Source organism: Winogradskyella aurantiaca (genome assembly GCF_003362725.1).
Classification (GTDB): Bacteria; Bacteroidota; Bacteroidia; order Flavobacteriales; family Flavobacteriaceae; genus Winogradskyella_A; species Winogradskyella_A aurantiaca.
In genome coordinates this window covers 62536-75921 of record NZ_QKTV01000004.1, presented here as the reverse complement: position 1 = coordinate 75921, position 13386 = coordinate 62536, and the positions used below count along the sequence as shown (strand labels likewise).

Sequence of the window (13386 nt, the reverse complement as noted above, 5' to 3'; positions counted from 1 at the left end):
GTTGGCAACGCAGCGTAGCGCCACTCCGGTGTGATTGGCGTTTTCTAACCAGTAGCGAAGCGCGTTGCAATACGCAAACGTTCATGCTTTAATTTATTGATTAAAAGTAGGAAATATTCTCAAACTGAGTAGGAGAGTAGCAATGCATTATTAGGTGTTGTTGTAGCACGTTTTTTACTCAATAAATTGGTCAATATGTTCTTTTATTTCATACACTCGTTTCAATGTAATCTCACATATTCTACTAGCTTTCAGATTGCTCTGTATTGTTCCTCCACCTGAGTATTCATCTTGTGATACAATTCCTATCATAATTCTTTCACTATCTCTGAATTTTATCCAATTACTTTGAGATTTTTTAAATTCTTCTTTATCCTCAGGCTTTAGTTTTGCGTACAGAATTTTATAATATTTATTTAATAATTTATCATATCCTTTTTCCAATTCATAGACAGCATTAGTCATTCCAGCTGTAGAATAATCAATATCAATTTTTTTGGCAGCTAGTTTCTCAATTTTATAAATATCAGATTTAAATTCTAAGTCAATTGGTTTTAAATATTGATCAGCTCTAATCAAAGAATCTTGAAGTTTGACAATTTCAGTTCCAATTTCTTTATTAATTCTTTTAATATCTGCTTCGTTTACTTTTCTCTGAGCGATTATTAAGAGTGAAAGTAACTGAAATACAAGAATTAGAATTATTTTCATTTCAAATGTTGTTTTTTATGTGCTACAACGGTTTGGCTATGATGCGTTGCGAGAGGCAGCGTGGCGAAGCGCCATTCCGGTCTGCTTTGGTTTTCTAACCGGTAGCGGAGCGCGCTGCATGTTCTCAACGTTCATACATTTATTTAAGACTAAATGTAGGAAATAATCTCTAACTTACCTTGGAAGTAGCTATGCATTATAGGTGGTGTTGCCCACAGTATTTAATTCGGCCATACTGAATATAGAAAGAGGCATATCATAACCAGTTCCGTTATGTTTAGCGTTAATTTATTTTTAAACATTAACGACAGCAAAAAATCTATAAAGATTCCAAAAAGACCAACTCCAATTCCAACTCCCATTGCTATAAATCCATACCCAAATGGGTCGTTCACAGCCTTAAAATCAAAGATCATAATTGAAAGACACAATATGATTAAGAGAATTGAGAATATGAATAACACTGAAATCTTTTTTAGAAAAAATCTTTTCATAAAATTCTTAGCGGTTTACTTTAGTATATCGGTCCATCAAACTTTACTACTGTCGTATCGTTTTCTACAATGAAGTCTACGGAATGGTCAAGTGAGCCTCCATTTGTATAATATCCTCCACCACTAATTTCCTTTTTTCCACTTGCGCGAGTAAAAGTCAGAGAGTAAGATCCGTCAATTTTATTCCTACGCATCGACAGGAATTCTGTCACGCTTTCATTCGGTTCAATTCGGTCAATTTTTATCGCGTCCAGTTTTTCTGTTGTTGTAAATTCCACACTGGTTATCGGTTCGCTTGAGTCATTTGTTATTTTCATCTCAATTCCGTTTTCTTTGAACATAATACACGAGTTCAGAGTCAGAAATATCAATATCGCGAGTGATTTATTCATATTGTGGGCAACGGTTCGGCTATGAGTAGTTGCTTAAGGTTTTAAAGATAGCAAAAAGGCACTAATTGAGGAAAATTCGGAGAATTTTCCGAGCAACACTTACCAACCCAAGCAATTACTTATAGCCATTGTTGTAAAGCGTTATTTTTTTTCAGTTTCTAATTTTATATGGTTCAGAACTCTCTCGTGTATTCTGTGAATAATGAAATCAGACCAAGTTTTCCAATAAATTTCTGGTGTTATATCCACTTTGTACCATGTTGTTCCTTCTAATTCTGTTTGATTTTCTCCTATTTTGGTTAACTTAAATTGACCTTTGTAAGATTTAAAGTATCCATCCAAATGTGGTGGGTGAATCTCCCAAAATGGATTAAATTCGTTCATAGGAATTGGTTGTTCTTTTACGTCAAATTGTAATAAATTCGGTTCATTCCAAGTTGTAATTGGTTCGACAAAACTACCAGTTGTAAAATTACAATATCTTATTGCTCCAACTCCATTTCCTTTAATTGTTGCGTCTGTCGGATATGAAATTCCAGTTTTAAAAATCCAGTCAGTTGGTTCATCTATTTTGTCAAAAGTCACAACGTTTTTCCATACGTTCTCAATATTTGAATTAACGATAACTTTTGTTCTGACAGGAATTAAGTTTTCAGATTCATTGATATAGTCAAAACTCATTGAACAAATGCAGATAACAAAAAGTCCAATTGTTGTATTTGTTGGATTTGTCCATTTTCCAGTATTGGCTTTAAATCCGATATAGGAACCAAGCCAAACAAGTAAAGCAATTAAAGGTAAAGACATTGCTATGCAAATCATACCCTCTATTGCAAATACTAAAAGTCCGATTAAAACTATTCCAAGAGTGAGAAAACTCAATTGATAGCTTTTGCTTTTTGATGTTTCAGTCAGTTTTCCATTGATAAACGCAGGAAGAAATCCAATAATAAAAGGTATTACAAGAAATACAGTCCAACCATATTCTTTGAATATTCCAATTTCAATATATCCTAAAATTGCAGAAAAAATTAAAGTTATTAAGATTGAAAATAATTTCGGATTTTTCTTCATATTCTGATTTTCGTTCTAATGCTTTACAACGGTTTGTGTATGTCTCGTTGCGGGAAATCAGCTATGATTTCGTGCTGTAACCGAAAGATAGTGAATTGCAATGAATTCCGATTAGTAATTCAGCCGCAATGAGCTATACACGGTGTTACCCAACGTTTTTAATTCCAATAATTTATTAAATCATCAATTTCAAAATTGTTTTCAGGGACATATATATTATCCCAATATATGTTTCCATTGATTTTAACGAATACTTTGTAATAACCAGAAGTTAAGTTCTCTAAATTTAGTACTAAATTTGTTGAATTTAAATTAGTAAATTCCATTTCAGAGTTTAATTCAATTATAGATTCAGCGTATAAATCCGAGTTTAAAATTGAATTAAAATCCGTTTGTTGATATATTTTTTCTGCATTGGCAGTTGTAATCCAAACACCAGAAATATTTTCAGAGGCTAACAAACTTAAAGCTCCAGCTGGTGGATTTGGATAAGCAATAAATTGATTATTGGTGAAAACATTTGGATTGCCTAATCGTATAGCTGCAGAAAATTCAGAGTTCCTTATATTAATCCCAGTTACTAATTCAATATCAGTTTCCGATGTAGAAATGTTATTTCCATCGTCGTCGCTACAACTAATTAATAATAGAAGAGTAAAAATAATTGTCATTTTTTTCATATGGGTTCGTGTGTTCATAATGTTGGGTAACGGTTTTGTGTAAGCGTCAGTAACGGGAAAGTGCGCGAGTACTTTCCGCTGACGCACCTAATTTAGCAAAACGAGTTGAATTTCCGAGTAGGAAATTCAGCCGTTATTGCGCTTACACGTTGTTGTGTGTAGGCTTTTTTCATTCAACTATATTTTTTCTTTTGCTCCACACTTTTCGGTTCAAATGACGTTTGGTAATTTCCATTTTTGTCAGGTGAGTGAATTTTATAAGGCTCTCTATCTTTATTCTGCTCTTTTCTAATTTTATGAAACAATTCCAATTCTCCATTTAGAAAAGTCAGTCCATATTTAAGCAATTCAGAGTTAGCATTTTTCAAACTCGGTTCAATTCCGTTATCCTTTGGGAATTCATATTCCGTTGCTTTTAATTCTGGCTTAATTTCTTTTTTAAATCGCCAAAGTGTGACTGAATTCCAATCGTATTCAAAGAAATCTTTGCTATTTCCTTCTCCGAGAACTAAGTTGTAATAGTTTGGATAATCTCTTGGGTGAGTATTACTCGAAATTTGAAGATACTGTTTGTCTTTTCGGTAAATTATGGTTGATGAGTATTGTTTTATTTCAATTCGATGTTTTTTAAATCCAAACTTTTCAAAAGTCGGAATGACAATTTCCATAGCTTTTTCCGAGAATAATTTTTGTTCAGGCGATGGTTTTTCGATTTTTTCCGATTTAGTTTTTTTGTTGCCTTTTATAAAATCAAATATTCCCATTTACTTATTTCACGAATTTTTTGTCAGCTTACACACAACAATTCAATAAACACAATTGTGTTTATTTTCATTATATATTTCCTACAAATCTAGTGGATTCTGGATAGAAACAAAATGATTGCTGGCTACATGGGTGTAGATCTCTGTAGTTTTCGTAGAGTTATGACCAAGTAAAAGTTGGATGTATCGTAAGTCGGTGCCATTTTCCAATAAATGGGTGGCAAAGCTATGCCTTAGGGTATGGGCGGTGACTTTCTTTTTTATTCGAGCCATATCAGCAGCTTTGTGTACTATGTTGGACACACTGGCGACACTGTACTTGTATCCGGGTCGACCTTCAAAAAGAAAGGTCTGGGGCTTGTATTCAAGAAAATAGGTTCGTAAGTCTTTTAAGGTTTCTTTTCCAAGTAGGGTATAGCGATCCTTGTTGCCCTTGGCATCGTTGACCTTAACCATCATCCGCGCACTATCAATATCAGCAGGCTTTAGGTTGAGCAGTTCACCGCGCCGCAGACCGGCCGAGTACAGTAAAGACAAAATACACTTATGCTTAATGTTAGTGGTAAGTTGCAGCATGCGTTTTATTTCATCCTGAGACAGCACTACTGGTAGTTTTTTCTCAGGTCTGGGGCGTTCAATGGAATAAAAGCGGTTGGGCAAACCCAACACCACCTCATAGTAAAACTTAATACTATTGATACTTTGGTTAATATAGGAATTGGACCAATTAGACTTGACCAGGTACAACAAATAGTTGCGTACGTCCAATTCGTCCAGTTCATCAATGGATTTATCGGGGTAGTAATTGATAAACCGTTCAAAACACGACACATAAGTTTTTACGGTATTATTGGCATAGCGCCGTATTTGCAATTTGTCCAGATAGCTGTCCGGGCACACTTTAAAATCCTCTTTGGGTTGGCGGTTCCTAAACCACTCCACGTCAAACTCTTCGCGCAATTGCTTGGCATTACTGCGGTTGAAGAAGTAGTTGGTATTCACCCAGGCCACCCCGCGAAACAGGTTAAAGATTTCGCTCAAATGGGTTTTGTTGTTGGGGACGTAGTACATGCCATAATCATCGCTCCAGGCCACCTTATTCAAGTCCAGAACCAAGCGACTAAGCACCTTATCGGCGAAGAACTTAAGCCCAATACACTTGGTATTGTTAATCAAAAGGTGTTTTAAGGTCACGTTCTTATGCAGCTTCATAAGTCCAAACTAATTGAAAATCAAGCCATAATCGAATATTATGCGTATATTATTCGTATAATATACTATTATATGAAAGGTGCTACCTGTGTCTATTGTCAGAAACCTTTGGAAGGACGGTCCGATAAGATCTATTGCGATGTGCATTGCAAAAGTTCGCACCAGTACCAAAAAACTAAGGAAGGGAAAGCAGGATTTTATAGTCAGGTAGACCGTCAGTTAAAGCTTAATCGGAAACTCTTAAAATCTTATAACAAGGCGGGAAAGGCGACTGTTCGTCAAAGTGTTCTTTTAAATGGGGGCTTTAATCCCAATTACTTTACCCATATCTGGCGTAATCAAAAAGGTGATGTCTACAGGTTTGTTTATGAATTTGGCTTTCTTAAAAAAGAGGAAGCGCATGCGACCAAGTTCATTTTAGTGAAATGGCAGGATTATATGGCGCGATCGAATTAGTACGTTGAATTGTATCTACCCCTTGAATCTAAGGCAGTATTTGAGGTCCTAAAACAAACATCCACAGATAAAACCCTAAACTACCACCAATAACACCACTGAGAATAAAGCTTAAACGCAAACTTTTGGGTAACACATAAAACACTACATAACTGGCACAGATAAGACCTAGTAGCCCTGAAATAACAGGTACGGTTCCGTCCCATATATCTAAGTGAATAGAGATACGTACTTCATCACCCCCAAACCAATAGCCATTTGGTGAAGTGAATTCTTGGATAATGCTCATGACCAGGTTAAATACCTCGCGTAACCAAAACAGGGCCAAAAACACAGCCAACCAGTCTCCTATTTTAAGCCTTTGACGTTTAATTGACGCTCTACGCCAATAAAGGATGAGTAGTCCTAGTACGCCGGTGAGCATGGTTTGTAAGGGACCTCCGATCAATATTAATAGGATATCAATTGACCTTCCTTCCCAATAGCGTTCATGTATTACATTACTGTAATAGGTTCTTTTCTCTTTAACATCCTTTGGCCACTCCTCATAATCCTTGTCTCTATAATCCTTCATAAGAACTTTCATCTGCTTAACATCGGCATCCTCTGAATAACCTTTAGGATAATAGTTCATACTGGAGTAATGAAGTTCGGTCTCATAACCTAAATATTGGGCAACGGCAATATGGCCGTATTCATGACTTAGGGTTCCAATAACTGTGAAAAGCATGAAGGCGACAGTAAAACCTAGCCAGGCTTTGAGGTTAAAAGATGTATTCATAGATTTTATTGAAGCTTAGTGGTATTGCGTTTAATGGCATATGATTAAACTTAATTAAATTCTACAAATAAAAAACCCTGACGCTATGATCAAGGTTTTCTAATAAGTTTAATTCTGGTGGTCTTTAACCACCTGTTCGTCTCGGTACTTACAGCAAGGATCTACTGCATTATAAGCTTCGTCCGTTGCCTTGTACAATTTGGTGTCATGGCCAACAGCGGCTATCTTTTTAGAGATACTGTCCAGATTGGTCTTGCGCTCATCGTAAATAAGTTTGAGCTCATGGGTGTCCACATTCCAAACAGCAGACTTAACTCCCTTGGTGCGGATGGCTGCTTTTTCTATACGGGCCTTACACATGCCACAAACACCGTCTACCTCCAGACTGGCTTTGGCGTTTTTGTTCTGGCTATATCCTAAGCTCATAAGGCTTAGCATAAGGATGGTGATAATATGTTTCATTCTTTTATGTTGTTTAATTAATTCTATAACGTAATCCTGCGTAATAGACCGCTCCAAAGATAGGGCCATATACGAAATTGGTATCAAAATTAGGGCCAAACGGATCATCAGCACTTATGATGGGGTCCGGTTGGCGCACATTGGTGAGGTTTTCACCTCCCACATAAAGTTCAAACTTAGGCGAAAACACCTTGGTGATCTGCGCATGTAGTGTGGCCACCGTCGGCGAGAATTCCGGACGTTGAAATTCTGGAGCACTTAAACTGGTATCGGGGAAACGTTGCTCACTTATCCAGTTAAAAGTGGTATCAAATTTCCAGGGAGCATCTGCCCGTTTTCCGTCCATTTCATAGGCCAAATTGGCAAATACTCGGTGCTTAGGAACCAACGGCTTGATACGACGGCCTACCTGATAATCGGTTTGTACGTCGTAATACTTATAGGCCGTGCGTAAATCCAAACGGTTGGCCAGATTGTAGTTGAGCTCCAACTGAAAGCTGTTGGCAAAACTGGCTCCTTGCAGATTGTAAAAATTAATCTCAAAGGGGTTTTCCCAATCCACCACTACCTGATTTTGAAACTCGGTACGGTAAAAATCCAGAGTTACATCGGCCTTTCTGCCAAACAAATTAAAGCCTTGCAAATAGCTGAACCCATAATTCCAGGCAATCTCTGGATCCAATCCATAGATTTTACCACCGGAATTGAGAATATTAATTTGTCGTGAACTGGCAAATAAACTTTGGTTTTCAGCAAAAATATTAGCGCTGCGTTTACCACGGCCCACCGAGGCTCTAAAAGCGGCTTTTTCCCAAGGAGTGTAACGCATATGCAAACGCGGGGTTACAAAGAACCCTAAACGGTTGTGCTGGTCCACACGTAGACCTGCGGTCATGGTAAAATTCTCTAAAGAGTCAAAAGCGTATTCAAAAAAGCCTCCTACGGAATTATCCGTGCGCTGAAATGGTGTGGCTTCCACCTGCTCCGCATAACGGTCATACGTAAAACTTATACCCGTTTTAATCTTGTGCCTACTATCAGAGATGATGGAATTGTAGATTAAATTGGAGTAAAAGCTATTGTGGGCAATATCATAAATACGTAGCCCATAATTAGCCTTCTGTTTATGGTAGCTATAGGCCGCCTGAAATCCTAAACTCTGGTAGGTAATCTCAGGATTAACATACCCAAGTTTTAAGGAGCCTTCAATACGCTCCGTATCAATTTCACTTCCCCAGGCATTAGTGGTTAAGCGGTCGGTCGCTGGATTATAAGCAACCTGTCCACCTTGTTTATCATCTTTAAGATAACGCAGATTAAAGAAACTAACAATACCGTTTTCGGCATCTGTGTACTGCCATCGATTCATCACGTTAATCTGTTTGTACAAAGGCATGTCTAAAAATCCGTCGTTATTAACGTCGTGTTTCTTATCCAGAATATTACCATGGGCATATATGCCGGTGCTCCATTTTTCAGACAGCTGCGTATTAAAATGCGCATTTAGCTCGAAGCGTTGCATGGCATTGGCGTAGGCATTTAAAAAGAACTGACTATCTGTGGTTGGTTTGACCAACTCGGCATTGATTTGCCCTGCAATACTCTCGAAACCATTGACCACACTACCAGCTCCCTTAGTGATTTGAATGCTTTCTACCCAGGTGCCTGGAATAAAACTCATACCAAAGGCCTGAGAGGCCCCGCGCACAGCAGGAATGTTTTCTGTGGCAATTAAAATATAAGGACTGGTGAGTCCTAACATTTTAATCTGTCGTGTTCCCGTTACGGCATCGGCAAAGTTGACATCGATGGACGGATTGGTCTCAAAACTCTCAGAGAGATTACAACAAGCAGCCTTCAACAATTCTTCACTGGATACTGTAAACGTGTTCTCAGCTTTTAAGTAGGATTTCATGGTGCTCTGCTTTCTGGAAGTAACGGTGATTTCATCCAGACTGGAAGTGGCTTCCAGTACCTGTTTAATGTAAGTGTTGGAAGTAACTTCCAGTGTTACCGTTTTAAAACCTACATAAGAGATGACTAGTTGCGAATATTCCCCAGTATAGGGGATGCTAAATTTACCGTCGGCTTCCGTCATTGTGCCAACCGATGAATTCTGCCAGTAAACATTGGCTCCTGCCAGTGGTACCTCTTTACCATCAACTAGCTCCAGGATCTCACCTTTCAAAGTGTCTTGTGCCAAGACACTAAGTGGTATTAGAAATATAAATGCTATTAAGTACTTCATAGGGCCGTGGTATTTAGTAGCATGATGATGGCCATGACTATCATGATGGCGTTTTCAATAAAGGTAGCCTGAGTCATGGGCAGTTTTAATACGGTACCTAAACAGGCACATTGGGTCTGCTGCTTTTTCAATAGCGATTGTGTGACCCCGTAAGTAGTGAACCCGAGGATAATGAGTGTGAGTACTAATGCTAATTCTACTTGAAAGCGAAATAGAAATAGTAAACCTAGGCCCACCTCAATGAAGGGATAGATCCAACCATACACCGGAAGGCGTTTGGCAATGGGATCGTACATACTAAAACTGGTTGGAAAGTTTTTAAGATCTAATAGCTTAAAAAAGCTAAATACGATGTAAAACAATCCCATAAAATCCAACATAAACCCCTGGGTATTCCACGGATCTCGATTCAACAAAAAAGCCGCTGCAAAGAGGTAGCCAAATATGAGAAATAGCGGTTTTAGCTGTTGCCATTTATTGGGTGTTTCTGCAATTTCCGTGCTTTTAAATACGTTAGTTTTAACTACTTCCTCTATGGTATATTTGTTTCCAAGTGCCTCTTGAAGTTGCTTTAGAGGTACATGGCTGGACATGTGTATCACGGCTTCTGCTTGGTCCAGATCAACGGAAGCCTTAGTGATATTCTTTATGTTATTAAGGGCGTTTTCTACCTTGGTTTTGCAACCCCCACAGGTCATGCCCGATATATGATATGTGTGTGTCATTGTGTATTATTTGATTTGTAATCATTACAGGAGCCCATAGGCTCACCATCATGGATTGCGGCATCAAATCAAATACACTTCGTGAAGTTGGTACAGGTCGTCAAAGAGTTTGGGCGGGGTATAAACATCTTGCGGTACTGGTGCCTCATCCTCAATTGGGAAGATGGCCCCAAATACAGTGGCCATGGCCACCAGGAAGGTCTTGTTTATTGATTTAAAAGACTCGGTGTCTTTGACACTCAATTCGTCCTGCCCTTTAATGAGATCTACCTCGTTTTTACAGCAGCCCTCTTTTTTAGATTCGCTGGCTGGTGCTTTTTTGCCAGCGCAGCATCCTTTTGCCTCTGTAAAAATGGCTACATCTACCAAAGTATCGGCACAGTAGTGCTTCTCAATGGTTAAGGATAGTGTTGATACCAGAACCAATAAGGCCATGGCAACAGACACATATTTATGTAGCACACTAAGTTTCACATGGCAAAGGTAAACATTATGACGAATTTCGCTTAGAGTTTAAGAATTCTTAACGCTTGAGCCTATAATAGTAAAAGGCAGGTAAAAACAGAATAAGGAAGACAGGTTGTATTAAAAAACGTCGGACATTAAAAAACAAATAATAATCTTCCTGCCGTGGTTTAATGACAAAATATAAAAAGGCGCTTAATAAAACCAGATAGGCCAGCGCATAGAGCACCATGGAAAACTTGATGATTCCCTTATCTCTAAATACTACATATAAAATACCAAGGGAAAACAAGGTGTTTAATCCATAGCGCAAAGAGGTGAAGAACACCAGTTTGGCTACTTCCCGGCGCGGACTGTCAATGTAGAGATAGTCATTTTTAAAAAAGATAAGGTACGGATCGTAGAACAACTCATTTTCAAAGGCCCTGATACAAATCAGCCCTGTAAGACATAACAATGCGGTTAGGATTTTAAATGCTGGGCTCAAGTTGTTTTTGTTGTTTGGTAAAATGTTGGATCCATACCATCCATAGCAAGAACACCATACCGTAGATGATTAAAGGAAAGATGACCGTATGTAAAATATCGCGGCGCCAGGGGTAGTGGTAAAGCCCAGCGCTTAAAACGACAATTCTTAAAAGGTTAGCACAATAGATTAAAACACTTCCAGCAAGTATAAATAAGAATGTACGTTTTAAAGTGTCTGAAAAGGAGACCACAAATGCAATAAACAGAATGATGATGGAAATGGAATTGCAGCCCTCAATAACTCGTGCCACATATTTATCTCTAATGATGACTTTTAGTGAAGGTTCATTGGGGTGCGCTTCCAGAACGGTGGGATAATCTAAGGCGATCAGGATCTGCTGACTTTGCCTCCCCACAAGATTGGTAAAATAGTCTGGATAATTGATGCTACCGTCTGAATAGTCCAGATACAGTTTGTAACCAATGGTTAGCACCGAATATACCAGTACAAAACTCAAGATGAACTTTATAACCAGCCAGTATTTCTTAAAAATGTAATGCAACCAGGTTTGGGTTTAAAACGGTGTTAAAGTTAAAAATACATCAGACAAAATAGGGGTTTTTAAATACTTTTGCTCAAAATTTGAATCTATGGATTGGGCAGGACTCCAACACGACATATCCGCTATCACCGCTAATTCTGCACTAAGTAGGGAGGATAAACTATATGCTATTTGCCAGTTGCTTCAGGATAAAGTAGCATACTACGACTGGGTAGGGTTTTATTTTAAAAATGGTAACAAACACGAGCTAAAATTAGGGCCTTATGTGGGGGAACCTACCGATCATACCATTATTCCGTTTGGCAAGGGTATCTGCGGGCAAGTGGCCGAGAGTAATGAAAATTTTGTGGTACCAGATGTGCAGGCTCAAGATAACTACATTGCCTGTAGTATCACCGTCAAGGCCGAAATAGTAGTACCGCTATTTATCAACGGTGAAAATATTGGTCAAATAGATATTGACTCTAATACTCCAGATCCGTTTACAGAAGCTGATGAACGTTTTCTAGAATTCGTTTGTGCTGAAGTGGCCAAATTTGTCGATTGGAACCCTGAACAAGGCTTGGTTCTCTAATTACATACCAGTTCGTATTGCCTCTACTGGGTCTAAACGCGCCGCAGAAAAGGCGGGTATTAATCCAGCGATCAATCCAATGATGGAGGAGATAAAGAAGCCTATAAACATATTCCAGAAGGATAGCACAAATTCAAAATCGGTAGCCAGGCCATTGGCTATTAAGGTGCCAATCCAGACGAGAGCCAATCCTACAAACCCTCCAACAACAGCAAGGATCACGGCCTCAAAAAGAAATTGGAATAAGATGAAATGATTTTTGGCGCCCATTGATTTTTGGATGCCAATAAGATTGGTACGCTCCTTAACACTCACGAACATAATATTGGCAATACCAAAGCCTCCCACAAGAAGTGAGAAACCACTAATTACCCAGCCAATAAGGTTCATGGTGGCAATAATGCCATCAATAGCATCTTGCAAACCAGAGATGATGTTGATAAAAAAGGTATCGACCTCTTCTGGTTTTAAGCCGCGGCGACTGCGTAGTAAGCCTGTAATATCTGCCTTAACCTCATCAATATCAGCTCCATCACTTGGTTTTATAATAACTACAGGAGTGATGTTTCTGTTGTTTTCTCCAAAACGCGTTCTTACAAAGTTGGCTGGTAGGAAGATGGATTCGTCATTACTGTCCCCAAACAAGCCAGAACCTTCTTTTTTAACAACACCAATAACCGTAAACTTCTGGCCATAAAGGCGTACTTTCTTCCCGATGGGTTCAAGGTCTCCAAAGAGCGATTTGGCAATTTCATCTCCAATTACAACTACGGGTTTACCAGCTACGGATTCACTCTCGTTATAAAATCGTCCTTTTGAGAATTCCAATCGTTGGATGTCTTCAAACTCGCGAGATACCGCAACCGTATTAACACTTTCTACCTGCTCAGACCCATAGCGGATATTTTCGCGTCTCACAAACAGCTGGTAGGCCATATAGTCAATATCGTTTACATTACTGCCCAGGAATTTGTATTCGCTGTAGCTAATATCATCAAAAGTTTGTCGCACCCAACGCGGTACATCGGTAGGTCCAAAAGACATCCTTGCTACATACATGGTGTTGCTATCCAGGGCGCTTAGTTGTGATTTGATGTTTTTATCCAAGGAGTCCACAGCTGCCAAAACGGCGATGATACTAAAGATACCAATGGTAACGCCAAGGAGTGATAAAAAGGTTCGTAGTTTGTTGTTGCGCAAAGCGCTGAGTGCAAAATTGAAACTTTCTATAAATAGCCTAAAATAGAGTCGCATGGTTACATCATTGGTGCGGTTGTAAAGATAGACTCCTCAGCGTGGGAAAATGTTACAGAAATC

The 13386-nt window shown here is 38.7% G+C and carries 16 protein-coding genes; 2 read left to right on the top strand and 14 right to left on the bottom strand.

Features of this window, described 5'->3' with window-relative positions; translation table 11 throughout:
* Window positions 1-174 precede the first annotated feature (174 nt).
* From DN064_RS08065 to xerA, 6 genes are all read right to left on the bottom strand, one after another.
* A complete protein-coding gene (locus tag DN064_RS08065; RefSeq protein WP_115462134.1) occupies window positions 175-711 on the bottom strand; it encodes a lysozyme inhibitor LprI family protein in 537 nt (178 codons plus the stop codon).
* Between the two features lie 514 nt (window positions 712-1225).
* Window positions 1226-1546: a hypothetical protein gene (locus DN064_RS08055; protein WP_115462132.1), complete on the bottom strand. Its 321-nt coding sequence runs from the start codon at window positions 1544-1546 to the stop codon at window positions 1226-1228.
* 192 nt (window positions 1547-1738) lie between these two features.
* On the bottom strand, window positions 1739-2671 hold the full coding sequence (locus tag DN064_RS08050) for an SRPBCC family protein (protein WP_115462131.1): 933 nt from the start codon (window positions 2669-2671) through the stop codon (window positions 1739-1741).
* A 158-nt stretch (window positions 2672-2829) separates the two neighbouring features.
* Window positions 2830-3369, bottom strand: coding sequence for a hypothetical protein (locus tag DN064_RS08045; RefSeq protein ID WP_157962267.1), 540 nt, complete (start codon window positions 3367-3369; stop codon window positions 2830-2832).
* Window positions 3370-3524: 155 nt separating this feature from the next.
* Window positions 3525-4115 (bottom strand): hypothetical protein, encoded by a 591-nt coding sequence (locus DN064_RS08040; RefSeq protein ID WP_115462129.1) that lies wholly within the window; start codon window positions 4113-4115, stop codon window positions 3525-3527.
* 81 nt (window positions 4116-4196) lie between these two features.
* On the bottom strand, window positions 4197-5327 hold the full coding sequence (gene xerA / locus DN064_RS08035) for a site-specific tyrosine recombinase/integron integrase (RefSeq protein ID WP_115462128.1): 1131 nt from the start codon (window positions 5325-5327) through the stop codon (window positions 4197-4199).
* Here xerA and DN064_RS08030 point away from each other — a divergent pair.
* Complete coding sequence (locus DN064_RS08030; protein WP_317047364.1) at window positions 5316-5783, top strand: hypothetical protein; 468 nt, start codon at window positions 5316-5318, stop codon at window positions 5781-5783. The genes xerA and DN064_RS08030 overlap by 12 nt on opposite strands.
* 28 nt (window positions 5784-5811) lie before the next feature.
* On the opposite strand, the gene DN064_RS08025 is transcribed toward DN064_RS08030, so the two are convergent.
* The 7 genes from DN064_RS08025 to xrtF all read right to left on the bottom strand — a co-directional run bounded on the left by DN064_RS08025 (window position 5812) and on the right by xrtF (window position 11495).
* Window positions 5812-6564, bottom strand: a complete 753-nt coding sequence (locus DN064_RS08025; RefSeq protein WP_115462127.1) for a hypothetical protein — start codon at window positions 6562-6564, stop codon at window positions 5812-5814.
* A 108-nt stretch (window positions 6565-6672) separates the two neighbouring features.
* Entirely contained in the window at window positions 6673-7026 is a 354-nt protein-coding gene (locus DN064_RS08020) for a heavy-metal-associated domain-containing protein (protein ID WP_115462329.1), read from the bottom strand.
* A 13-nt stretch (window positions 7027-7039) separates the two neighbouring features.
* Window positions 7040-9274: a TonB-dependent receptor gene (locus tag DN064_RS08015; protein WP_115462126.1), complete on the bottom strand. Its 2235-nt coding sequence runs from the start codon at window positions 9272-9274 to the stop codon at window positions 7040-7042.
* On the bottom strand, window positions 9271-9999 hold the full coding sequence (locus DN064_RS08010) for a heavy metal translocating P-type ATPase (RefSeq protein WP_115462125.1): 729 nt from the start codon (window positions 9997-9999) through the stop codon (window positions 9271-9273). The genes DN064_RS08015 and DN064_RS08010 overlap by 4 nt, the downstream gene beginning before the upstream one ends.
* A gap of 63 nt (window positions 10000-10062) precedes the next feature.
* The gene (locus tag DN064_RS08005) at window positions 10063-10473 is read right to left on the bottom strand and encodes an HYC_CC_PP family protein (RefSeq protein ID WP_157962266.1); all 411 of its coding nucleotides are present in this window, start codon (window positions 10471-10473) and stop codon (window positions 10063-10065) included.
* 49 nt (window positions 10474-10522) lie between these two features.
* Window positions 10523-10951, bottom strand: a complete 429-nt coding sequence (locus DN064_RS08000) for an exosortase F system-associated membrane protein (RefSeq protein ID WP_115462123.1) — start codon at window positions 10949-10951, stop codon at window positions 10523-10525.
* Entirely contained in the window at window positions 10935-11495 is a 561-nt protein-coding gene (xrtF, locus tag DN064_RS07995) for an exosortase family protein XrtF (protein ID WP_115462122.1), read from the bottom strand. The genes DN064_RS08000 and xrtF overlap by 17 nt, the downstream gene beginning before the upstream one ends.
* An 88-nt stretch (window positions 11496-11583) precedes the next feature.
* Here xrtF and DN064_RS07990 point away from each other — a divergent pair, with 88 nt between their 5' ends.
* A complete protein-coding gene (locus DN064_RS07990; RefSeq protein WP_115462121.1) occupies window positions 11584-12069 on the top strand; it encodes a GAF domain-containing protein in 486 nt (161 codons plus the stop codon).
* Here DN064_RS07990 and DN064_RS07985 read toward each other — a convergent pair whose 3' ends face one another.
* On the bottom strand, window positions 12070-13323 hold the full coding sequence (locus DN064_RS07985; RefSeq protein ID WP_115462120.1) for an ABC transporter permease: 1254 nt from the start codon (window positions 13321-13323) through the stop codon (window positions 12070-12072).
* Window positions 13324-13386 lie beyond the last annotated feature (63 nt).